We start from the raw sequence: 22,586 nt of genomic DNA, 5'->3' as shown, positions 1-22,586 counted from the left end.
GGGCTTGCCCGCGATGCTTTTCGACCTTCAGAGCTGCCCGCGCAAGCCAAACCGCTTCTTCAACACCCACTCCAGCAAGCCCTTGGGCACCCACGCCGCCAGCAGCGGCAGGGCGCGACTGCCGTTGCCCACGCGCAGCAAGCGCGGAGGTCGGTCTTGCTGCACGGCCTTGAGCAGGTCGGCGGCGAACTCGCTGGCGGCGGTTGGCTTGTCCTGGGACGCCTTGGCCCGGGCGCGAATGCCTTCGCGCAGCGGGAACCACGGCGATTGTTCGCTGATCAGTCGCTCGGCTTCGTGGCCGGCATTCTTGGCGAAGCTGGAGGCGATGGCCCCCGGCTGGACTTCCATCACCCGCACACCGAACGGCGCCAGCTCCATGCGCAGGGCATCGCTCAAGGCATGCACGGCGGCTTTGGACGCGCAGTAGGCACCAGCGAACGGCGTGACCAAGACGCCGGACACACTGCCGATGTTCACCACCAGCCCTTTGGTCCGGCGTAGCACGGGAAACATTGCGCGCGTGACGCCAACGATGGCGAACACATTGGTTTCGAACTGACGCTGCATGGCCGGTACGCCTCCATCGAGCAGAGGGCCCATGGCACCGTAACCCGCGTTGTTGATCAGCACATCCAGGCCGCCATGTTGCTGGTTGATGCGCTCGCTCAACTGTTCCAGCGCCGGGCCATCGTTGACGTCCAGTTGCACGGCGGTGAAACCGGCGGCGGTCAGGGTTGCCACGTCTTCGGGTTTGCGGGCGCTGGCCCAGACTTGGTAGCCGGCGGCTTTGAACACCTCGGCCAGGGCACGGCCGATGCCGCTTGAACATCCGGTAATCAACGCAACGGGCATGGCGCGGTCCTTGTGCAAAAAAAGGGGGGGAGGGCTCAGTCGGAGAAACTACCCTGCAAACGCTCGGCGCGAAACTCCAGGGTGTGTGGGCGATAGCCAGGGCGCAGTGGCGGCATTGGCAGGCAGTCTTGCCAATGGGCGCCGGCCTGCAATTCGCCGGGACCTCGGTAGCGCGGTGCGGCGTATTGATTGTCCGCCAGGTTGACCGTATCGCCCGGTGCATAGGCGGCGATCCGCCAACGCAATTCGGTCAGCGGCACAGCGTTGCCGTTGTTCATTGTCAGCAGCAAGGGACGGTCCGCCGGGCACTGCTCGGGGGCGTAGGTGATGCGCAACTCCAGGCGTGCCAGTTGCTTGGCCTCGCGGTTGTCCAGCCACACCACCCAGACAGCCACCAACCCCAACCCGAGCGCCGCCGCCAATGACACAGGCAAGGCCTTGGCCGGGTAACGCAACAATAGGACCAACCAGGTAATGACCAGCAAAACGCCGATGAACATGGAGCAAACCTCGCAAGCGGGAACCCGCATCCTACCTAAGCGTAGGGGAGGTTGGCGATCAGGCTGGCTGGGGACGCAAAAAAGCCCCCGCCCAACCCACTGCGGATAGGGGACGCAGTCGGCTGGACGGGGGCTGGTTTGTTGCCTGTGATTACTGGGCGATGGTCTTCACCGACACCCCACGCTCAAGCGGAGTCGAGCGTCCGTAGATGTCCTCGAACCGCTCGATATCGTCCTCGCCCAGGTAGCTGCCCGATTGCACCTCGATGATCTCCAGCGCGATCTTGCCCGGGTTGCGCAGGCGATGCACCGAGGCAATCGGGATGTAGGTCGACTGGTTTTCGGTCAGCAGGAACACGTTTTCATCGCAGGTCACCTCGGCCGTGCCGCTGACCACGATCCAGTGTTCGGCGCGATGGTGGTGCATCTGCAACGACAGGCACGCGCCCGGCTTGACCGAGATGTGCTTGACCTGGAAACGCCCGCCCATGTCCACCGAGTCGTAGGAGCCCCACGGCCGGTAAACCTCGCAGTGGTTCTGGGTTTCGCTGCGGCCCTGTTCGTTGAGGGTGTTGACCATCTGCTTGACGCCTTGGACCTTGTCCTTGTGGGCGATCATCATGGCGTCCTTGGTCTCGACCACGACGATGTTGTCCAGACCGATCACCGACACCAGTTTGCCGTTGCCGTGGATCATGCAATTGCGGCTGTCCTGGATCACCACGTCGCCCTTGCTGACGTTGCCGTTGCTGTCTTTCTCGTGCACATCCCACAACGACGACCAGCACCCGACATCGCTCCAGCCGGCGGTCAGCGGCACCACGCAGGCGCGCTGGGTTTTTTCCATCACGGCGTAGTCGATGGAGTTGTCCGGGCAGCAGGCGAAAGTGGCTTCGTCGAGGGTCAGGGTGTCGGCATCCTGCTCACTGCGTTCGAGGGTCAGCAGGCAGGTGTCGTAGATGTCCGGGTCGTGTTTTTTCAGCTCTTCGAGGAAACGGCTGGCGCGGAACAGGAACATGCCGCTGTTCCAGAAGTAGCCCCCGGCCTGGACGAACTCGGTGGCGCGCTTGACGTCGGGTTTTTCGACGAAGTGCGAAACCCGGCTGACGCCTTCGGGCAGCAGCGCATCGTTGCAGGACTTGATGTAGCCATAGCCGGTTTCCGGTTTGGTCGCCGGCACGCCGAACAGCACCATCTCACCACGCTCGGCGGCCACGGTGGCCAGGGCCAGGGCGCGTTGCAGGGCTTTCTGGTCTTCGAGCACGTGGTCGGCCGGCAGCACCAGCATCAGCTCGTCGCGCCCTTCGTTGACCAGCATCATCGCCGTCAGCGCCACGGCCGGTGCGGTGTTGCGTCCGAAGGGTTCCATCAGGATGCGCTGGGCTTCCAGCTTGCGGGTGCTCAGTTGCTCATTGACGATGAAACGGTGGTCCTTGTTGCAGACCACGATGGGCGTGTCCATGCCCTCGAACACCAGGCGCTCGAGGGTCTGCTGGAACAACGTGTGCTCACCGGTCAGGGCGAGGAATTGCTTGGGGAACTGTTTACGCGAAAGCGGCCAGAGACGTGAACCGCTACCACCTGACAAGATCACTGGAATCATGGTGTTACTCCTCGACAATCGTTTGATTAGGCCTTTGTGGGAGCTAGCCTGCTAGCGATGGCATCACCTCGGTACACCGGTAAAGCCGAGTTGCCTGCATCGCCGGCAGGCCGGCTCCCACAGAGAGCCAGGACATTTCTGGAAATGTATTAGCGGGTCGACACCGGGCGCTTCACCCACACAGGCGACAGGCTGCTGCCGTTGCCGGTGACGTACAGCACCGCGGCTTCACCGCGCTCCAGGGCGACCGGCTTGAGGTCGCCGACTTTTTTCTCGCCCTCGTACAGCGCCAGGCTGACTTTCACCGGGTTGATTTCCCGCTCGCCACGGCCCTTGGCGGCGACGCTCTTGACCACTTCGGTCTTGCCATCGGCGGTCTTCAGCGTCAGGGCCTTGTCGGTGAGGTTCTGCACCCGTACCAGGGACTTCTGCTTGTTCTTGAACGGCGGTTCTTCGATCAGTTGTGGCTGGCCACTGGCGTTGTTGACCAGGGTGTAATAGTGGTCGGCGGCCAGCTTCACCGGCAGGGTCTGGCTGCCGACCTTGGCGCTGTAGTCGCCGCCGGGCATGAAGCTGAAGTCACTGCTGGCCAGCGGTGCAACTTCGCTCAGCTGGGTGCTGCCGACCGTGGCGCTGACTTCGGCGTTGCTGGCGTTGTAGATGCGCACGAAGCTCGAGCCCTTTGGCGCAACGGGACCGTAGAGGGCGGCATCGCCGGCGAAGGCCGACAACGACAGCATGCTCATGCCGGCAACGAGGGCGAAGGTTTTGGCGAGACGACGAGGAGTGGAAGTGCAAGTCATGGGAGTTACCTCTTTTCAGTTTTGCGCCCGGTCGGGCGTCTCGGATTGAGTGTTTGCGGCTACGTTCTGTTGGCGCGCACCGGCTTGTTTGAGTTCTGCGACCCACTGCGGGTCGGCGTCGCCGATTTCGTTGTTCACGGGCAGATAACGTTCAGGAAACTCCCAGATCAGCACCTGGGGCGGGCTGTTCTTGAAGTCGTCGCTTTTCAGGTAACTGAGCATCGGCAGGATCGGCCCGTGGCCGTCCTCGGCGTAATTGACCACGTCGCTGCGCAGGGCCTGCTGCAATGCACCGACGAAGTTCCAGTTGGGGTTGGCGCTGTAGCTGGTGCCGATCAGCGCTACGGGCACTTCGGTGTTGGCGAACAGTGCGTCGTCACCGGCGGGCTGGTCGGAAGCGGCAACGGTGGTGCGCTTGTGCAGCGGTTCTTGCGCCGGCATCAGGTTTTCGAACAGCGGGTCCAGCGGCAGGAACAGGCGCAGGTCGCCCTTGTGCGTGACGTTCTGCGCGGGTTGGGTGACGAAGTCTTGCGGGGCACCGCTCAGCGGGAACTTGTCGGCAATGGTCTTGGCCAGGCGGTTGGCGGCGACCTCGGCACCCTCCGGGGTCCAGTGGGTGTCAGTGCGCAGGAACACTTGCTTGCCGGCGTGCTTGGCCGCTTGCAAGGGGCCGAGCAAATCAGGTGCAGGGATCCGGTCAGCCGCCAGGCGCTGGTGGAAATCCTGGTAGAGGTTGGCGTGGATGCTGGCCGGCTTCACCTCAGCGAGGTGTTCCGGGTACAGGCGCACCTTGGCCGGCACCACTGCCATCACCAGTTGCACGCCTTTCTCTTTCAGCGTCTGGCGCACGCCTTCGACCAGCGCGTAGTTGCCTTGCAGGTTCAGCTCTTCGTTGACGATCGGGTTGAATTCTTCATCGCTGTACAACCACTGGTCGCGCCCGAGCACCACGCCCGGACGGCCTTCGTTGAACAGCTTGAAGTCCAGCGCGGCCCACAGGTTGGTGCCCAGGCGCTTGATCGGGAACTGCTCGTCGTAGTGGGTTTCCACGGCCTTGCTCCAGCGGCCGTTGAGCACGGTCGCCTCGGCGTTGGTGCTGAAACCGAAGAAGCTGCGTACCGACCACAGGCCCAGGACCATCAGGGTCACCAGGAACAGGGCGATGTAGAACACGCGTAATGAGCGGGTCATGGTCAGAGCCCTCAGAACTGGAAGTAAAGGAACGGCGAGAAGCTTTGCGCCGAGAGTTTCAGGATGGAGGCGAGGAACAGCAGCAGCACCAGGGCGCGCATGGCGTAGCGTGGCCAGACCGCCACCGCGCCACTGGCCAGCACCAGGCTGTCACCACCGCGCGGCGGCTTGGCCGCTGTGCCTTGGGGGGCGGCAGGGCGGTTGCGGTAGAAATCCCGCAGGCCAAAGAACGCCAGGGTCGCGTAGGCCACCACCAGGGTTGCCACTTGCAGGCCGGTCAGGCTGGCGCGGTTGAGCTCCGACAGCGACCAGTCGCTGAAGCTGAACATCGCGCCGTACATGCGCCCGGCGACGTGCAGGTTTTCGGCGCGGAAGATCACCCAACCCATTACCACCAGCAGGAACGTCAGGGCCCAGCGGATCGGGTTGAAGCGGTGCGGCGAGGTGTTCAGGCCGATGGCTTTTTCGATCGCCAGCCACATGCCGTGCCACGCGCCCCAGACGATGTAGGTGATGTTGGCGCCATGCCACAGCCCGCCAAGCAACATGGTCAGGAACAGGTTGCGGTAGGTGGTCAGGGTGCCTTTGCGATTGCCGCCCAGGGTGATGTACAGATAGTCGCGCAGCCAGGTCGACAGGCTGATGTGCCAGCGCCGCCAGAACTCGGTGATCGACTGGCTGATGTACGGCTGCTTGAAGTTTTCCATGAAGCGGAAACCCATCATCAAGCCCAGCCCGATGGCCATGTCGCTGTAGCCGGAGAAGTCGAAGTACAGCTGCGCGGTGTACGCCAGGGCGCCCAGCCAGGCGTCGCCGGTGGTCGGGTTCTGCAGGGCGAAACAATGGTCGGCGACCACCGCCAGGGTGTCGGCGATGAACACCTTCTTGATGAAACCCTGCATGAACCGCGTGCAGCCCTCGGAGAATTTATCGAGGGTGTGGGTGCGGTGGTTGAACTGGTCGGCGAGGTCGCGAAAGCGCAGCACGGGACCGGCGATCAGGTGCGGGAAGATCGCCACGAACGCCGCAAAGTCGATCAGGTTGCGGGTGGCCGGCGTGTCGCCGCGGTAGACGTCGATGATGTAGCTGATGGACTCGAAGATGTAGAACGAGATCCCGATCGGCAACAGCACGTGGGTCAGGATGAACGGCTCCAGCCCCACCGAGGTCATCATGGCGTTGATGCTGTCGACGCCGAAGTTGGCGTACTTGAAGTAGCCGAGGATGCACAGGTCCACGCCCACGCCCAGCAGCAACCAGCGCTGGGCCGGCTTGGTGCGCACGCCGGCGGCACCGACCTTGAGGCCGATCCAGTAGTTCCACAGCGTGACGGCGGCGAACAGCGCGAGGAAGTCCACCCGCCACCAGGCATAGAACACGTAGCTGGCGATCAACAGCAGCAGGTTGCGATAGCGTTGCCCGCTCAGGTAGTACAAGCCGAGGAAGATCGGCAAGAACAAAAACAGGAACACGTTGGATGAAAACACCATCCCGATCTCTCCTAGTTGAACTCACATTCAAGGGCCAACGGCCCCCCCCAAACCCCCCCACGAAAAATCGGGGGGCTAAGTCACACAATTCAAACCTGACACCGACCCTGTGGGAGCGAGCCTGCTCGCGATTGCGCTCGGACATTGATCAACGATGTCGACTGACCCGGCCTCATCGCGAGCAGGCTCGCTCCCACAGGGACTGGTGTTTGCGTTATGAACCTTTGTCCTTTTCACCTGCCGGGTCGTAGACCCTGGTCAGGTCACCTCCCAGGCGAAAGGTTTTGAACGGTTGCATCTCGCGCTTCTTCTCCAGCACGTCGGCCGGGCAGCTGTAGAGGCTGCAGAACGGTTCGAGCCAGGCGAATTTCGAGTCGACTTTCAGGTCGGTCATGTCCTGTTCCTTGCCGCTCTTGTCCTCGAACGCGTCCGGGTCTTTCACCCCGGCGAGCACCCGATCACCCAGGCGCTTGAGGGCACCCTGGTTTTCCTGGCGCAGGTCGACACCGTTGACCTGGGCGAAGCTGGCGATCATGGCCAGCGGCGGCAAGGCGTAGTTGTGGTAGGCCAATGCCCGCTGCTGGCGCTTGAGTTCGTTGGGCAGGAACCCTTCGGCGTCGACCTGGTGGGCGCCGACCTTGAATTCCTTGACGGACCAGTCGAACAGGTCGCGGCGGTTGGTGGCGACGGCGGTGGCCATCACCGACCAGGCGGCCCAGTACGAGTGGTTGTTGGTCTTGTCCAGCGGCAGGTTGTCCCAGTCGCTGACGACCTGGTCGGCCATCCGGCTGAACCAGGCCTCGATCTGTTGCGCTTGCGGTTGGTGAGTCGCCAGCAACTGGGAGCTGGAGAACTTCAGGCGAATGTAGGCCGAGGCCATGCTGCCCAGCGCCCATTTGCGCATCGACTTGCCGGTGTGGTTGAAGTCCTTGGACATCAAGGCGTCGGCGCTGGCCCAGGCGGCCAACTGGTTGAGGGTGCATTCAAGCTGTTGCGGGCGACCGTCACGCATGAACTGCATCACCTGTTTGCTGGTGCCCCGTTCGATGCGGGTGATGTCGGCGGTGGCGTCACGAAAGGCTTTTTCCGATTGCACGTTGAGGGTCGAGCGGGCCTTGTCGGAGCCTTCGTACTTGCTGCGAAATTGCAGGGCGCCGGTGTAGGGCGTCGGCGTGGCATCGCAGTGGCTGTTGCTGTCGCCGGTCTTGAACTTCTCCACCGGGGCCAGATAGCCCTGGGGTGGACGCAGCGGCGCGGCGGCCTGCGTGGCGCCGGCGAACAGGGCCAGGCTGAGCAGGGCGGGTGCCAGATGGCGGTGCAGTTTTCGGTTGTGCATGGCAGACCTCATTGCCCGGCCTGGGCGGTACGTTGCCCAGTGCTCGGGAACACGTTGCGTTTGCAGATTTTCGCTTCGACTTTCTGTGGCGCAGCACCCGCTTGCGGGCCCTGGACTTCAACGGCCAGCAGGTTCTGCGTGGCCCAGTCTTCATCGGTGCGCAGTTCAAAGGCGAAGCGACCGTCGGTGTCGGAGGTTTCCGGTTTGTCGATCTTGATGTCCTCGTGGCGACCGTTCATGTACCAGAGGGTGGCTTGCAGGGTTTTCACCGACGGGTCGGCGAAGCGGATATCGATCTGATGGCTGCTGTTGCGCAGGTCCATGTTCTGGCTGTTGACCATCAACTCGTTCTTGCCCGGCTTGAGGGTCGAGTGGCTGCTCAGGAGCGCGTCCTTGCCTTCGCAACCGTTATCGAGCAGGGCCATCATCTGGCGGTAGATGGTTTCCTGGTCCAGGCGATACAGCGGCGAGAACTCCCAGATGAGGATCTTCGGCGGGGTCTTCTGGAACTCTTCGCTGCCCAGGTATTGCAGCATCGAACCTTCCAGGCCACCGCCGGGGAAGGCGACGTTGAGGATGTCGGCGCCGATGGCCTCTTCCAGGAAACCGGCGAAGTTGTAGTTCTTGCCGCTGTGGCTGGTGCCGACCAGGGTGATCTGCGGGTTGCCGGCATCGCTGAACAGGTCGCCGTCCGCCGCCTCGCCCTTGGGCTCGGTGGTGAACTGGTCCATGTACTGGATGGCGTAGCTGGTGCCGCACAGTTGCCCGGCCATGTTGTGCAGGGTGCCGGTCTTGCCCATGCGCCCGGACTTCCTGGTCTCGAATTCGCGCTTGGGAATGTCGGCGAACCCGGGCAGGTGCTTGACCTTCTCGGCGACGATTTTTGCCGTGCGCTGGGCGCCATAAGGGGTCCAGTGCTGGTCGCCACGGAAGTAGAAGTCATGGGCCGGCAGGGTCTCGGGCAGTGCCTCGTTGGTCAGCGGCGAGAGGTCCGGCACCACGTAGCCCATCTCGGCAAAACGAGCGAGCATGCCCTGGTAGTTTTTCAGGGCCTTGTCGTAATCGAACGCGGCTTTCTCTTGTGGGTTGAGCTTGTTGCGGTTCACCAGGCCACGGGTCGGCTGGTAGACCACCACCAGTTCAATGCCCTTGCTCTTGAAGGCTTCGCGCAGTTGCTTGAGACGGCGAAAGCCCGCCGGCGTGGTGGTGAATTCGGTGCGCAGGTCTTCCTGGGTACGGAATAGCCAGTCGCCCTGGGCTTGTACCAGGGTGGTGAAGTTCTGCTGGTAGCGGGTGGTGTAGTTCTTCGCGTCATGGGCTTCGGGGCACAGGTTGCAGCACGGCTCGGCGCTGAAGTTCGGCGCCTTGGCGGCATCGGCGCTGGCCGCGTCACTGACGCTGAACAGGGCGGCGGCCAGGCCGGTGAGGCCGAGCAGTTTGATCAAGTGGGGTTTCATGGATGTCATCCTCAGTCGCGCATTTCGGTCTGGCGTTCGACGGGGTCGATCAGCACGGCTTTTTGCTGGCGCACCAGCAGGTCGAGGATTTCGTCCTGGCGTTCGCCGAGGATCCCCGAGAAGCTGATGCCACTGGATTTGGTCGGGGCAAGCATCGACACCCGGTACAGCTCGACGCTCAGCGGCGAGTCGATGGACAGCGGTCCGCTGCCGTTGGCGGCCAGTTCACCGCCGACCACGATCAGCGACACCTGGGCGTCGAACGGGTCGAGTTCGATGTCGCGGTCGGTGTCGGAAAGGTCCTTGATGTGGCCGTAGACCCCGGTCAGGCCGTTGGCCATGGCGATGTTTTCGTAGAGGCGGATGTTCACGCTGTTACGAATGCGGATGCCGTGGCGCCGGTTGTTGATGACCTTGTTGCCCCACAGCAGGTTGTCGCCACTCTCGTAGAGGGTGATGCCGTCGGTGTGGTTGCGGTAGATCTCGTTGTAGGCCACCAGGTTGTTGACGCTGTTACGGTCGATCACCAGCCCCGACAGTTTGTTGTCGTAGCTGCGGTTGTTGAAGATGAAGCTGTCGTTCACTTCCCGGGAAATGATGATCCCGTGCTTCTTCTTGGTGCCATGCACGGTGTTGTCGGCAATGATCAGCCCGTGGGAGCGGTCATGGGGGTCGATGCCGTAGACGATGTTGTCTTTGTAGGTGTTGCCCTTGACCACGAAGTCGCGGGTTTCATAGCAGTAGAAGCCGTACCACATGTCCGAGAACTCGGAGTCGACGATCCAGCCGGTCGGCTCAGGGCGCTTGAGCACCTTGGCCATGTTCGGCGTGTACTGGGAAATACTGACCCCGTAGGACTTGCTGTTGGCGTAGCCGAAGCTGGCCATCTGGCTGTTGACGATGTAGGTCTGGGTGCCGCCCCAGGCCAGCAGGAACGGGCGGAATTCCTTGGGTGAGCGGAAGGTGGCCGGGCCGTTGGTTTTCTCGCGCCAGCCGGTGATTTTGCTGTCGCGCACAAACAACTGGCCGTCGTTGACCAGGAACGAGCCGGCTTCCTCGGACAGGCGCAATTCTTGGGTCTGTTTGTCGATGTCGAGGATGCCCTTGGCCCCGACCACGATCGGCAGGCGGGCCAGGAACACCCCGGGTGAGGTTTCGCTGAAGTACTGTTTGGGCAGCTGCTTACTCAGGTCCTTGAGGTTGAGGTAGCCGTCGTCGATGAAGATCGCCTGGGGGATGCCGTGTTGGCGCACCACCCATTCGGCCATCTTGTTGTCGCCGCCGATGAAGTCCTTCAACGCGTCTTCCTGCATCATCCGCCGCACGCTGACCTTGCCGGCCTTGCTGCGCACGATCTTCGCCTCCACCGCTTGCGCGGTGTAGCCGGACAGGTCGGGCAGCGTCGGCGCGGCCAGCTCCAGGGGCGCCGTCGGCGCACTGCTGACGGTGTAGGTCTTGGCCTGTTGCAGCTCCTTGGCCACGGTCGCCGGCGGGTTTTTGCCCACCGCTGCGCCAGGCTCGACGCTGGCGAACGCAGCGTTGCCTGCCAGCAGCAGGGCAGCGGCCAACAGGTTGATCGCGGGGTTGTTCATCCGGGGCACTCCCTTGGCGGCTCGCATCAGAAGCGCCAGATCACGTCGACGAATGCGCGGTGCATGTACGAGTCGACCTGGTTGCCGTAGGCATCGCCGGGCTTGAACACGCCGCCACGAAAGCGCACCAGCGCCGCCGGCTCGTCGATCGACTTGCTCAGGCTGGCTGGCAGCAAGCCTTGCTTGAAGTACTTGGTGACCACCAGGTCGACTTCCTGGCCGAGGTCCTTGTTGCCGTCTTCCAGGGGCAGCGAGGTGCTCGACAGCAGTGCGCCGGTGACGTCGTCGTAGTTGTTGTCCACGGCATTGATGCCGTTGCTGCCCACCGGCTTGTTGCCGTCGACGCGCCAGAACTTGTGGTAGACCAGGCTGGCGTCGTAGTCGTCCTGGAGCATCCAGGAGCCGAACAGGGTGGCGCTTTGCATGTTGTTCATTTCGCCACGGAAGGCCTCGCCGAAACGGTGGACCCGGGCGCGGGTGCCGGTGTAGTTGGAGCGGTTGCTCTGCAGGCCGTTCTGCTCGTAGTCGGCGCTGGAGCGGGCGTAGGCGGCACCAACCTGCCACTTCGGATCAAGGCGCAGGCGCACCCCAAGGTCAGTGGCCCAGCCGTCGACATCGCCACTGCGCTTGGCTTCGGTCGGGCGGCTGCCATCGGCGTTGAGCGGGTTGACCGTGTCGCGGTCGCCCGACATGCCGGTGATGCTGGCCCAGTAGTTGACCGGGTTGGTATTGCGCCAGTTGTAGGCGTCGCTGTTGGCTTCCAGGCCGACCCAGCTCAGGTCGCCATTCTGTTTTTTGTCGGTGGCCTCGCTCGCTTCGCCCGGTGTCGGGTAATCGAGCTTGCCGTCATCATGGGTGTGATGGGCGCGCAGGCCGACCCATTGCCCCGGTGTCCATTGAGTCGCGACGTCGCCGAACACATGCAGGCGGTCCTTGTCCTGGGGGGACAGTTCGGTGAGGTCGGTGCGGTATTCGCTGAAGCGTTCGGCGACCCCGACGTTGGCTTTCAGCAGGGTGGTGTCGAAGGTCCAGTTCAACGCTTCGATGTTGGTGTCGCGCCATTGCCCGTCGTCGTTGCGCAGGCGCTGGCGACCGAACTTGAGGACCTCGCCGGGGTAGGGGGTCAGGCCGCCGTAGGCGACCCAGAACTCGCGCATGGCCAGGTAGTTCTTCTTGCTCTTGCGACCGTCGTCGTTGCTGCCCTGGGTGCCTTCAGTGTCGGACTGCTGCAGGGTGTCGGTCTCGATGATGTCGGTGGAGGTAACGGCCTGGCCCATGGCGTAGGCGCTCCAGTTGCCGCTTTCGCCATAGACCCACGGACGCAGGTCCAGGCCCACGCCGTTGACATCGCCGCCAGGGGCGGTGCCCAGGTCGCGGTCATCTTCGGATTGACCGGTGATCTTCACGTCCAGGCCCATGTGCTGGGTATCAGTCATCGCCGCCAGGGTCGGGCAGGACCACAGCAGGGCGAAGCTCAGGCCGATGCCAGCCTTTACAAAGGGATTCAACTTCATAGGGATTCCTCACCATCTTCTTGCAGGGCCTGCACGTTCAAGGGGGTCTGGCTGACGGCGCCACGGATCGCCTGTTCCTGTTGCAACAGGCGCCGCGCCTCAGCCCGTTGTGCGGGCGGCAATTGGGCTTCGAGTGTCTGTGCCAGCTCAGTGGCTTGCGGGGTGTTCTGGGCCTTGGCCAGTTGGCTGAAGACATAGGCGTTGAGCAGGTTGGGCTGGGTGCCCTTGCCTTGGGAGAACAGCTGGGCGATGGCGAAGTCGGCGCTGTTCTGGCCGTTGCGCGCAGCGGTCAGCAGGTGCTCCAGGGCTTTTTGCGAATAGACCTGGCCCAGGTAGCCACGGCGGTAGATCTGGCCGAGGTAGTAGTCGGCGGCGACTTCCCGGCCCACGGCTTTCTGGAAATGCGCTTGCGCCTGCTGGGCGTCTGCCGGTACCCACTTGCCGTCGTAGTAGAGTTTGCCCAACAGCAGTTCGGCCCGTGGCTGGTCGGCGGCGCGGCCGTTTTCCAGGTACTCCATCAGCGTGTCGACATCCCCCAGTTCAGGGAAGTCGTAGAGCAACTGGGCCAGGCTGACCCAGGCGGCGGGGTAGGCGGGGGCGATCTGCTCCAGCATGGCCTGGGCGGTTTTTTCGTCCGGGGTGCCGAGGCTGGCATCCGCCAGGACCCGCGCCACGCTGTCGATGCGCTGCGCCGACACGGTGCCGCGGCTGAAGCCGGCCTGCAGTTGCTTGAGCAGTTCGGCCTGCTGTTCGGGTTGGGCACGTTTCTGATAGACCGTGGCCAATTCGACGTAGCAGATGTCGGTGCTGTTGAGCTCGGCATTGCAGATTTTCTCGACGTCATCCAGGTGCTGGTCGTAGGTGCCCTGGGTGCGATACAGCAGCACCTGGGCCAAGCCGGCTTGTGGGTAACCGGCGCTGCGCCATTGGCTGATCTGCTGCTGTGCATTCACGTCTGGAAAGCTGTGGGGATATTGCAGGTACAGCATCGCCAGTGGGATCAGGGTATTGACCTCGCCGTTGGCGAAGGCCTTTTTCAGCAGGCCCTCGGCTTCGTGCTGCTCGGATTCGCTGGACCCTGGCTTGGCCACCAGCAGGCGGCCCAGGCGGGCCTGGGCACGCGGCGAGGTTTGGGCGGCGGCACGGTAAGTGGCTTCGGCGGCCTTGATCTGCGCCGGGTCACGGGTTTGCACTTGCAGGTCCGCCAGGCCAACCTGGGCTTCGCTGTAACCCAGCGCTGCCAGTTGCTGGTAGTTCTGCTGCGCCAGCGCCGTGTCGCCACGCTTCAGGGCTTCATTGGCCAGGCGTTGGTCGGGCAGGCCGGCGCAGCCACTGAGGCCGATGGCCAGGGCCAGTGCGCAGAACGCATAACCCTTGTGCAAATAGGCTTTTGTGGGCGCCGGGCTTGCCCGCGATGGGCATGGTTGGGTGTGCCCGGCGGACCGAGGCGCTGCTTTCGCGGGCAAGCCCGCTCCCACAATGGCTCGCTCCCACAGAGGCTGCGGTGTTCTTTGGAATGGGGGCGTGATCACAGGCATGTCCTCCGCTTAAAGACCTTTGGCCATGGCTTTGTCGATCAGCCAGTTGAGGGACGGACCACGGTCGCTGCTGACTTCCACCGGGCGGCCGGCGAAGGTGCTGTCCAGGGGGGCGTCTGGCTTGATCTGCACGCGGATGTCGGAGGACAGGTCGGCGCTGTTGAGGCTGGTGCTGCTGACGATCTTGCCGCTGCGCAGCTCGTCGTCGCCGGCCACCTGGAAGCTCACGGCGGTGCCTGGGCGCACGTCGGCGAACTGGCGGTAGGTGAAGCGTGCCTCGACGTTGGCCTGGCTGTTGCGCGGCACCAACTGGAAGATCACGTCGCCCTTGCTGGCGTACTGGCCGTCGGCAACCATCTGCTGGGCCACGGTGCAGTCGCAGGGGGAGGTGAGGGTGCCGGTCATCTGCTTGCCGAACAGTTCCTCGACCTTGGCCGGCTGCAACTGGTCTTGGTCCAGATGGCCCTTGAGTACGTCGAGCATGCTGGTGCTGAAGGTCGCCAGGGGCGCGCCCTTGGCGGCCACGCCGTCGGTTTGCACCAGGCTCTGTACCGTGCCGTCGCGGGGCATGGTGACGTTCATTCCCGGCACGCTGACCAGCCCGGCCTGGGCGTGGCTGACGAAGTACATGCCGTACACCGACTTGAGGATGAAGCCGAATGCCGCCAGGCCCACGATGAAGATCCCGGCGCTGAAGGTCACGGCGCGCAGGCGACCGAAGGCGGTCATGCCGCTGCCACCGTCCTTGACCTTGCGCGCCTTGGTGAAGTTGTCCCGCTGCAGGGTCGCCAGCACGTCGCCCATGGTCACGATATCGCCGGACAGGTGCGAGGTGATCAGGTGGCGCAGGGTCGAGATGTCCTGGGGTTCCAGGTTCTGGAACTGGCAGCCGACGCGACCGGTCTGGCGGTCGAACGAGCGGACCATCAACTCGACGTCCATGGCCAGGCCAAGGTTGTCGATCAGAAACTGCAGCCGCCCCTTTTTCACCTCGCCGACCTTGAACGGGATCTGCCCGCCATTGAAGCTCAGGCCACCGGCCGACAGGTCGATCAGGCGCGCCTCCACGGGCGTGCGGTCCGGGCCGAAGAAGCGCAGCTTGGCCGGGATCTTGACTCGGGCGTGTTGGCGTTGGGCTTCGGATTCATGCACTACGTTGACGTTCACGGCGGTATTCATAGGGGCGATTTCCTAGTTAATTCAGGCAAGGCGGGTCAGACCATCATCAGCAGCACGGCGACGAAAATGCTGCCGGCGGAGAAGGTCATGGTCCGAGACGACCAGGTGTTGAACCAACGTTGAAAGCTGGCGAGATCACGGGTCAGGGAAGTGGGCTGGCGCGTCCAGGACTGCTGGTCGAGGCGAAAGAACACGTAGATCTTCACCAGCGCGCCGACGATCTGGTTGTAATAGAGAATCACCGGGTAGGCCGGGCCGATCCGGTGACCGGAGCAGGACAGCAGCAGGGTCAGGAGCAGCCGGGTGATGCCGATCCACAGCAGGTACACCAGGATGAAGGCGGTGCCGTACTTGAAGCTGGCGATGATCGCCACGGTCAGGCCCAGCAGTGAGGTCCACATCGACACGCGCTGGTCGAACAGCACCACCGAGGTGAACAGGCCCAGGCGTTTCATCCCCAGGCCCAGGGCCCGGGAGTTCTGCCGCAGGTTGTTGCCGTACCAGCGGAACATCAACTTGCGACTGGCCTTGATGAAGCTCTTTTCCGGCGGGTGTTCCACGGTGTTGATGGCGGCGTCGGGCACGTAGAAGGTGTCGTAGCCCAGGCGCATCAGGCTGAACCAGCTGGACTTGTCGTCACCGGTGAGAAACTTGAAACGGCCCAGGCGCCAGTGTTGCAGCGAGTCGCTTTCGACGTCGGCGATGAAGTCCGGGTTGGTGACCACGGTGGCGCGGAATACCGACATGCGCCCGGTCATGGTCAGCACGCGCTTGGACAGGGCCATCGAGCACATGTTGATGTGGCGCTGGGCGAAACGCAGCTTGTGCCATTCGCTCATGATGTAGCCGCCACGCACTTCGCAGAATTCGTTGGTGGTCAGGCCACCGACGTTTTCGAACAGTTGGAACCAGGGCACGGTCTTGCGCACGACACCTTCGGCGAGCACGGTGTCGCCATCGATCACGGCGACCACGGCGCGGTTGTCCGGCAGGTGGCGGGAGATGGCGCGAAAGCCGTAGGCCAGGCCGTCTCGCTTGCCGGTGCCGGGGATGCGCACGAAGTCGAGTTTGACGTGGGCCGGCGGGTTCATTTTTGCCCACAGGCTTTTCACCAGCAGCTCATCGGACATTTCCACGATCGAGCAGACCAGGGTGGTCGGGAAGCCGCACTCGATGGCTTCGCGGATCACCGAGCTGTACACCTGGGCGGTGGTCAACGCGTCGATGCGAAAACTGGTGACCATCAGAAATACATGGGACGGGTCCGCCGCGCTGCCCAGCTTGCGCACTTTGCGCCGCAGGTGCGGGTAGACCACGTAGAGAAACAGCATGCCGCGCAGAAAGTGCGTGGCACCCATCGAATAGCGCCAGATACCCACGGCGCCAATCAGGAAAATAAAGTCCTTGGACTCGGCGTCGAAGGTGGACGCGGGCAACAGCAAGGCCAGGCCCATCAACAAACATAAAAACAACAGCCAACCGGCGGCCTGGAGTAGGCCGTGCTTTAGCCTGTGCATAAGCTGCATCCGTCTAGATCTCGGGTTAACGCAGGCGTACAAACCCGTAGGAGCGGGTGCCCGCTCCTACAGGGTGCTTACCAGCAGATGCCTTCGGTGCGACCGCTCACGCTGGTGGCCTTGGACATGAAGCCCACCAGGTCGATGACCTGTTTGCCGTGGGGGGCGTCCAGGGCCAGGGCGCGGAATTTCTCGTCGCGGTTACCGAGGATGATCACGTCGCAGTTGTCGATCACCGAGTCGAAGTCCGAGTTGAGCAGGGACGAGACGTGGGGGATCTTCGACTCGATATAGTCGCGGTTGGCGCCGTGAACCCGGGCGTACTCGACGTTGCTGTCGTAGATGCTCAGGTCGTAGCCCTTGCCGATGAGCATTTCTGCCAGGTCCACCAGCGGGCTCTCGCGCAGGTCGTCGGTGCCGGCCTTGAAGCTCAGGCCGAGCAGGGCGACTTTGCGTTTGTCGTGGCTTTCGACGATGTCGAAGGCGTTCTGCACCTGGGACTCGTTACTGCGCATCAGTGAGTTGAGCAGCGGCGCCTCGACGTCCAGGGAGCTGGCGCGGTAGGTCAGGGCGCGCACGTCCTTGGGCAGGCAGGAACCGCCAAAGGCGAAGCCGGGGCGCATGTAGTACTGGGACAGGTTGAGGGTCTTGTCCTGGCAGACCACGTCCATCACATCGCGGCCATCGACGCCGACGGCCTTGGCGATGTTGCCGATCTCGTTGGCAAAGGTGACCTTGGTGGCGTGCCAGACGTTGCAGGTGTACTTGATCATCTCGGCCACGGCGATGTCCTTGCGGATGATCGGCGCGTCGAGTTCTTCGTACAGTGATTGCAGAACGTCGCCCGAGGCGGTGTCGAATTCACCGATGACGGTCATCGGCGGCTGGTCGTAGTCCTTGATCGCCGTGCTTTCACGCAGGAACTCGGGGTTGACCGCAACGCCGAAGTCGACGCCGGCCTTCTTGCCCGAGCAGTCTTCGAGAATCGGGATCACCACATTGGCCACGGTGCCCGGCAACACGGTGCTGCGTACCACGATGGTGTGGCGGGTGGTCTTGTCGCGCAGGACAAAACCAATCTCGCGGCATACCGCCTCGATGTAGTTGAGTTCCAGGTCGCCGTTTTTCTTGCTGGGCGTACCCACGCAGATCATCGACAGGTCGGTGTCGCGAATGGCCTCGGCGAAGTTGGTGGTACCCCGCAGGCGACCGGTCTGGATGCCTTGTGCGAGCAACGCTCCCAGGCCCGGTTCAACGATCGGCGAACGACCGGCATTGATCATATCGATCTTGTCTTTGGCGACATCGACGCCGATAACGTCATGGCCCCGTGCAGACAGGCAACCGGCACAAACTGCACCGACGTAACCCAAACCAAATATGCTGATGCGCATCGCATTTACCTCTGTGTTTATCACGCCATTAAATGGCCGAAGTTAATAGTGTTCAGCGGTCGTCATTAATGCGGAAGTGCGGCAGGCGAACACCGCACTGCCTTTTACTGGCATGCTCAATGGCGAGTGTCTAAATAAGTGCACTCAAGTTGTGCGTAACTTGGCCTGATTATGTTGGCTCGCCCTGACAGGCAGCCGGGCTCCCTTGGGGGAAGCCGTGGTGCAACAGCCGGGTGGTTCCAAGGTTCGGCAAAATGCCAGTAACCTCAATCACTTAGGTGCTCGTGTGAGCACGCTTGTGGGGGCGCAGCCTTGGCCTATTGGGCAATAGTGAGGTGAGGCAGTCTCCTGTCGTTCACTGTTATCCCGATTTAATGGTGCGTCCTGCCAAGTTCACGCTGACAACTTTGTGAGTGGCTTGGCACTTGGCGTAAGTTATCTCCTACAGCGGCGTGGAGAATCGTTACCGGTGGTATGAGCGGCGTATTTTCAGATAGTTCATGGCCGTTCATCCCTCATTCTGAAATTTCTTGAAATATTGGCAAAGATGGCACTGCTCTCATATTGATAGCACTTACCGTTTGGCCCTTTATTAATGGGGCGTTAATTGGCGAAGATAGTTTTATGCCACTACCGGATTAAAAAACCGGTGCCACTAGTGAAAAAAATCACCCCTGTCGAGTGAAATTAAAGTTAGCGCAACGGGCGGGTGGTTTTTTGGCGCCATGAAAATGGCGTGATGGCGCGCAGAGATGGGGGGGAGTCGAGCGGGGCGCACGTACCGCTGGTCGGGCCGTGCGCCAGGAGGGGGCGTCAGTCTTCGGCGTGGTCGCGCAGGAACACTAGGTTGTCGGGTTTCGACTGTTCGGCGCTGTAGCGGTAACCCTGCAGGTCAAACTGCTTGAGGTCGGCGGGGGTGTTGATGCGTTCCTGGATCACGAAGCGGCTCATCATGCCGCGGGCCTTTTTCGCGTAGAAACTGATGATCTTGTACTGGCCGTTCTTCAGGTCCTTGAACTCGGTATTGATGATCCGGGCGTTGAGGGCGCTGCGCTTGACCGCCGAGAAGTACTCGTTGGAGGCCAGGTTGAGCAACACGTCGTCGCCTTGCTCGGCCAGGGCTTCGTTCAGCCATTCACTGATCTGGGTGCCCCAGAACGCGTACAGGTCCTTGCCCCGGGCGTTGGCCAGCTTGGTGCCCATCTCCAGGCGGTATGGCTGCATCAAGTCCAGCGGGCGCAGCAGGCCGTACAGGCCCGAGAGCATGCGCAGGTGCTGCTGGGCGTAATCGAAATCGGTTTCGCTGAAGGTCTGGGCATTCATCCCGGTGTAGACGTCGCCCTTGAAGGCCAGCAGCGCCTGCTTGGCGTTCTCTGGGGTGAACGCCGGGGTCCAACTGCCAAAGCGTGCGGCATTGAGGCCGCCGATCTTGTCGGAAACGTGCATCAGTTCACTGATCTGCGCCGGGCTCAGCTCGCGCAACTGCTGGATCAGCGCCTGGGAATGATCGAGGTATTGCGGCTGGGTGAAGCGCTGGGTGGCCGGCGGTGTTTCGTAATCGAGGGTCTTGGCGGGGGAAATCACCATCAGCATGAAGTCGTCTCCTTTAATCGTGCGGGGATTCTAGGGGGTTGGGCGGTTTGACTCCAGCTATGAGGGCGATAGGCGCCGGGCGGTGTGCGTGAGATCGGAGAGGCGACGTGCGGATGGGCTATAGTGCCGCGGGGTTTTGGAACGGAGACATCCCTTTGCGTATCGCTTTACTGTTTGGCGCCTGGCTGTTCAGTGCGGGCGCGCTGGCCGCGCCCAACGAACCGGCCACCCTCGATCGCAGCACCTGGCCTGAGCAACTGAGCAGCCCGACCCTGTTCGATGTCGCCTCGCGGGCGGAGATCCTCGCGTTCTCTCGGGCCCTGCTCGACAGTGAAGGGCTCGACGAGACGGCCCTCAAGCAGCGCCTGGGCTTGCGCATGATCAATCTCGAGGCGATCAATGCCCTGCGTGAGCGGATGTGGTTGCGCCTGTTGGCCAACTACGGCTTCGCCGAGCAAAGCTGCGACCAGGATGCCTCCTTCTGTTTCCTGGTCGAGGACCGCGAGACCTTGCGCCAGCAGGCTGCCAAGTTCGAACTCGGGCCGGACTCGTTTTACACCCGCTGGGCCGAGCCGAGCCGAGAGTTCCACCAGCGCTACCTGGACGAACAATTGCGCAAGGCCGCGTTGCTGCCCCAGACGAGCAGCGAAGTCGAGCTGTTTGGCGACTATGAGCGCAATGGCGAGCCCCTGCATGACCGGTTGTTTGTCCTGAGTTTCGACAGCGGTGCCAATCTGGTGCCGGATCACACGGCATGGCTGACCGAGTACCTGCGCAAGGCCAATCTGTCCGGGGTGTTCTTTGTCTTGGGCAGCGATATCCAGAGCCGCCTGGCGCAACAGTCGGTGGCCCAGTTGCAACAGCTTTACGCGCGCCAGTGCGTCGGGGTCCAGGGGTGGCAGTTCCGTTCCCACAGCCATTGGCAGGACTGGCAGTACTCGGTGACACGCAGCGTCGAGCTGGTGAAGAACCGGCTGCCGGACAACTACGTGCCGCTGTTCCGCCCACCCAATGGACAACGACGCGCCGATGCCGCGGGGTTTTTCGAGGCTCAGGGGTTACAGGTGGCGCTGTGGGACATCGATCCGGCCGACAGCACCCGGCAACTGACGGGGGAGCAGAGTGCGCAGCGGGTCTTGACCCTGATGCTGCTGTGGCGCCACGGGGTGATCAATTTCAACACTCGGCAGGATGGGGTGAAAACGGCGCTGCCCTGGCTGTTGGCGCGAACGGCGCAAAGCGGGATCGGTTGGGAGGAGTGTCGGCAGGCTTTTCGCTGAAAAGGCAAAAGCCCGGAATCATTGGGCTTGGGCCGATTTCGGGGGGTAATTCGGTGCAGGCGGACTTCCGACTTTAACGGTGCTGGCGCCATGCGCCAAGCGGTATTTATCGGGTTAAAAAATAAACTTCAAAAAAGCATCAAAGTGCTTTTTTCTGTCACGGGTTTTGGAGTATTACGAAGACAGACCGCCGAAACCTGCAACACAGGTGGCGTCTTCCAAGACCCCTTGTGTGCAATTCACTTGAGTCGTGCCGTAGGCGCACGGTCAGTGAATTCGGTGGCCACTTCGAGGCGCAGCACTGTCACGGTATTGCGTCGAATGGCTCCCACAAAGGTGACCGAGTATGGATGATCACGGACGTAGTTCTTCCTCCAACCAGCCAATCCTTTATGTACTCGATACCAACGTATTGATTCACGATCCCAACGCGCTGCTCAACTTTGAAGAGCATCACGTTGCCATCCCGATGACCGTCCTTGAAGAGCTGGACAAGCTCAAGAGTGGTCATCACAGCGTTGCCGCCGAATGCCGCCAGGCCATTCGCCTGATCGACAAGACCCTGGGCGATGCGTCCCCTGAAGACGTTGAACTGGGCGTGCCGATCCAGCGTGGAAAAAGCGGGCCCAAGGGGCTGCTGTCGATTCTGATGAGCAAGCGCGCCGAACCGAACATCGTTCTGCCCGAGCACCTGAACGACAACATCATCATCAACCAGTTGATCGACCTGCACGCGCGCGAGCCGGAGTTGCCCGTGGTGCTGGTCACCAAAGACATCAACATGCGCCTCAAGGCCCGCGCCTGCGGGATCGCGGCGGAGGACTACAGCACCGACCAACTGGTTGATGACGTGTCGTTGCTGCCCAACGGTTATCACACCATGACCGGCTCCTTCTGGGACCGCGTGAGCAAGGTCGAGACCCGTCAGGACCATGGCCGCACCTGGCACCAGGTGCAGTTGATCGACAACCTGCCGGCGGTGCACATCAACGAATTCATCATCGACGAGCAGGGGTTTGTCGGCTGGATCAAGGAAATCCAGGTCGACAAGCTGCTGATCCTCGATCTGCATCAGGAACCCCTGTTGCACCAGGAAGCCTGGGGCCTGAAACCTCGCGACATCTACCAGAGCCTGGCGCTGTACGCGCTGCTGGACCCGGATATCCACCTGGTCAACCTGTCGGGCGCTGCCGGTTCCGGTAAAACCATCCTGGCCCTGGCCGCGGCCATCGAGCAGACCATGGTCAGCAAGCGCTACCGGCGCATTATCGCCACCCGCAGCGTGCAGGGGCTGGACCAGGAGATCGGCTTCCTGCCAGGTACCGAAGCAGAAAAAATGGAGCCTTGGCTTGGCGCCATCACCGACAACCTCGAAGCCTTGCACATGGATGACGAAAGCACCCATGGCAGCGTCGACTACATCCTCAGCAAAGTGCCTTTGCAGTTCAAATCCCTGAACTACATCCGCGGTCGCAGCTTCCAGCAGAGCCTGATCCTGATCGACGAATGCCAGAACCTCACGCCGCACCAGATGAAAACCATCATCACCCGTGCCGGCGCCGGTTCCAAAGTGGTGTGCCTGGGTAACCTGGCGCAGATCGATACCCCTTACCTGTCCGCGACCAGCTCCGGGCTGACGTACCTGACCGAACGCTTCAAGGACTTCCCCAACGGTGTACACATCACCCTGCAAGGGGTGCCTCGTTCGATTCTGGCCGAATACGCCGAATCCCATCTGTAACCTCCT

17 protein-coding genes are annotated in these 22,586 nt (G+C 62.3%); 2 read left to right on the top strand and 15 right to left on the bottom strand.

Translation table 11 applies throughout. The annotated features are described in order from the left end of the window. Nucleotides 1-27: 27 nt before the first annotated feature. The 15 genes from Q1W70_RS05535 to yaaA form a co-directional block, all read right to left on the bottom strand. Nucleotides 28-852, bottom strand: a complete 825-nt coding sequence (locus tag Q1W70_RS05535) for an SDR family oxidoreductase (RefSeq protein WP_302098669.1) — start codon at nt 850-852, stop codon at nt 28-30. A 35-nt stretch (nt 853-887) separates the two neighbouring features. Then, entirely contained in the window at nt 888-1,352 is a 465-nt protein-coding gene (locus Q1W70_RS05530; RefSeq protein ID WP_166588688.1) for a multidrug transporter, read from the bottom strand. Nucleotides 1,353-1,503: 151 nt separating this feature from the next. Then, a complete protein-coding gene (locus Q1W70_RS05525; protein WP_166588687.1) occupies nt 1,504-2,955 on the bottom strand; it encodes a mannose-1-phosphate guanylyltransferase/mannose-6-phosphate isomerase in 1,452 nt (483 codons plus the stop codon). A 149-nt stretch (nt 2,956-3,104) separates the two neighbouring features. Beyond that, entirely contained in the window at nt 3,105-3,758 is a 654-nt protein-coding gene (locus Q1W70_RS05520) for an alginate O-acetyltransferase AlgF (protein WP_166588686.1), read from the bottom strand. 15 nt (nt 3,759-3,773) lie between these two features. Further along, nucleotides 3,774-4,949 (bottom strand): alginate O-acetyltransferase, encoded by a 1,176-nt coding sequence (locus Q1W70_RS05515; RefSeq protein WP_166588685.1) that lies wholly within the window; start codon nt 4,947-4,949, stop codon nt 3,774-3,776. Between the two features lie 11 nt (nt 4,950-4,960). After that, nucleotides 4,961-6,439 (bottom strand): MBOAT family O-acyltransferase, encoded by a 1,479-nt coding sequence (locus Q1W70_RS05510; protein ID WP_185818250.1) that lies wholly within the window; start codon nt 6,437-6,439, stop codon nt 4,961-4,963. A 214-nt stretch (nt 6,440-6,653) separates the two neighbouring features. Then, nucleotides 6,654-7,775 (bottom strand): mannuronate-specific alginate lyase, encoded by a 1,122-nt coding sequence (locus tag Q1W70_RS05505; protein ID WP_302098668.1) that lies wholly within the window; start codon nt 7,773-7,775, stop codon nt 6,654-6,656. An 8-nt stretch (nt 7,776-7,783) separates the two neighbouring features. Next, nucleotides 7,784-9,232, bottom strand: coding sequence for an alginate O-acetyltransferase (locus Q1W70_RS05500; protein WP_166588682.1), 1,449 nt, complete (start codon nt 9,230-9,232; stop codon nt 7,784-7,786). Nucleotides 9,233-9,243: 11 nt separating this feature from the next. Next, on the bottom strand, nt 9,244-10,851 hold the full coding sequence (gene algG / locus Q1W70_RS05495) for a mannuronan 5-epimerase AlgG (RefSeq protein ID WP_371927738.1): 1,608 nt from the start codon (nt 10,849-10,851) through the stop codon (nt 9,244-9,246). Beyond that, nucleotides 10,851-12,338, bottom strand: a complete 1,488-nt coding sequence (locus tag Q1W70_RS05490) for an alginate export family protein (RefSeq protein ID WP_166588680.1) — start codon at nt 12,336-12,338, stop codon at nt 10,851-10,853. The genes algG and Q1W70_RS05490 overlap by 1 nt, the downstream gene beginning before the upstream one ends. After that, nucleotides 12,335-13,876 (bottom strand): alginate biosynthesis TPR repeat lipoprotein AlgK, encoded by a 1,542-nt coding sequence (gene algK, locus Q1W70_RS05485; protein WP_436799878.1) that lies wholly within the window; start codon nt 13,874-13,876, stop codon nt 12,335-12,337. Before algK ends, Q1W70_RS05490 begins: the two co-directional genes overlap by 4 nt. A 9-nt stretch (nt 13,877-13,885) precedes the next feature. Further along, entirely contained in the window at nt 13,886-15,055 is a 1,170-nt protein-coding gene (locus Q1W70_RS05480) for an alginate biosynthesis protein Alg44 (protein WP_166588678.1), read from the bottom strand. 35 nt (nt 15,056-15,090) lie between these two features. Beyond that, nucleotides 15,091-16,572, bottom strand: a complete 1,482-nt coding sequence (gene alg8, locus Q1W70_RS05475) for a mannuronan synthase (protein ID WP_371927735.1) — start codon at nt 16,570-16,572, stop codon at nt 15,091-15,093. Nucleotides 16,573-16,649: 77 nt separating this feature from the next. Next, nucleotides 16,650-17,966: a nucleotide sugar dehydrogenase gene (locus Q1W70_RS05470; protein ID WP_166588676.1), complete on the bottom strand. Its 1,317-nt coding sequence runs from the start codon at nt 17,964-17,966 to the stop codon at nt 16,650-16,652. Nucleotides 17,967-18,779: 813 nt separating this feature from the next. Continuing rightward, a complete protein-coding gene (gene yaaA, locus Q1W70_RS05465) occupies nt 18,780-19,559 on the bottom strand; it encodes a peroxide stress protein YaaA (protein ID WP_182343600.1) in 780 nt (259 codons plus the stop codon). A gap of 155 nt (nt 19,560-19,714) precedes the next feature. On the opposite strand from yaaA, the gene Q1W70_RS05460 reads away from it, so the two are divergent. Both Q1W70_RS05460 and Q1W70_RS05455 read left to right on the top strand, forming a co-directional pair. Further along, the gene (locus Q1W70_RS05460; protein ID WP_302098666.1) at nt 19,715-20,839 is read left to right on the top strand and encodes a polysaccharide deacetylase family protein; all 1,125 of its coding nucleotides are present in this window, start codon (nt 19,715-19,717) and stop codon (nt 20,837-20,839) included. Between the two features lie 346 nt (nt 20,840-21,185). Continuing rightward, nucleotides 21,186-22,580, top strand: a complete 1,395-nt coding sequence (locus Q1W70_RS05455; protein WP_166588673.1) for a PhoH family protein — start codon at nt 21,186-21,188, stop codon at nt 22,578-22,580. Nucleotides 22,581-22,586: the final 6 nt, after the last annotated feature.

The organism is Pseudomonas kielensis (genome assembly GCF_030505375.1).
Classification (GTDB): domain Bacteria; phylum Pseudomonadota; class Gammaproteobacteria; order Pseudomonadales; family Pseudomonadaceae; genus Aquipseudomonas; species Aquipseudomonas kielensis.
Note: the sequence above shows the minus strand (reverse complement) of the source record. Positions and strands in the feature narration are given on the sequence as shown.

Bases quoted from the DNA above. Each gene is read 5' to 3' on its own strand.
- Q1W70_RS05535 (WP_302098669.1), bottom strand. From the start codon at position 852: ATGCCCGTTGCGTTGATTACCGGATGTTCAAGCGGCATCGGCCGTGCC.
- Q1W70_RS05530 (WP_166588688.1), bottom strand. From the start codon at position 1,352: ATGTTCATCGGCGTTTTGCTGGTCATTACCTGGTTGGTCCTATTGTTG.
- Q1W70_RS05525 (WP_166588687.1), bottom strand. From the start codon at position 2,955: ATGATTCCAGTGATCTTGTCAGGTGGTAGCGGTTCACGTCTCTGGCCG.
- Q1W70_RS05520 (WP_166588686.1), bottom strand. From the start codon at position 3,758: ATGACTTGCACTTCCACTCCTCGTCGTCTCGCCAAAACCTTCGCCCTC.
- Q1W70_RS05515 (WP_166588685.1), bottom strand. From the start codon at position 4,949: ATGACCCGCTCATTACGCGTGTTCTACATCGCCCTGTTCCTGGTGACC.
- Q1W70_RS05510 (WP_185818250.1), bottom strand. From the start codon at position 6,439: ATGGTGTTTTCATCCAACGTGTTCCTGTTTTTGTTCTTGCCGATCTTC.
- Q1W70_RS05505 (WP_302098668.1), bottom strand. From the start codon at position 7,775: ATGCACAACCGAAAACTGCACCGCCATCTGGCACCCGCCCTGCTCAGC.
- Q1W70_RS05500 (WP_166588682.1), bottom strand. From the start codon at position 9,232: ATGAAACCCCACTTGATCAAACTGCTCGGCCTCACCGGCCTGGCCGCC.
- algG (WP_371927738.1), bottom strand. From the start codon at position 10,851: ATGCGAGCCGCCAAGGGAGTGCCCCGGATGAACAACCCCGCGATCAAC.
- Q1W70_RS05490 (WP_166588680.1), bottom strand. From the start codon at position 12,338: ATGAAGTTGAATCCCTTTGTAAAGGCTGGCATCGGCCTGAGCTTCGCC.
- algK (WP_436799878.1), bottom strand. From the start codon at position 13,876: ATGCCTGTGATCACGCCCCCATTCCAAAGAACACCGCAGCCTCTGTGG.
- Q1W70_RS05480 (WP_166588678.1), bottom strand. From the start codon at position 15,055: ATGAATACCGCCGTGAACGTCAACGTAGTGCATGAATCCGAAGCCCAA.
- alg8 (WP_371927735.1), bottom strand. From the start codon at position 16,572: ATGCACAGGCTAAAGCACGGCCTACTCCAGGCCGCCGGTTGGCTGTTG.
- Q1W70_RS05470 (WP_166588676.1), bottom strand. From the start codon at position 17,966: ATGCGCATCAGCATATTTGGTTTGGGTTACGTCGGTGCAGTTTGTGCC.
- yaaA (WP_182343600.1), bottom strand. From the start codon at position 19,559: ATGCTGATGGTGATTTCCCCCGCCAAGACCCTCGATTACGAAACACCG.
- Q1W70_RS05455 (WP_166588673.1), top strand. From the start codon at position 21,186: ATGGATGATCACGGACGTAGTTCTTCCTCCAACCAGCCAATCCTTTAT.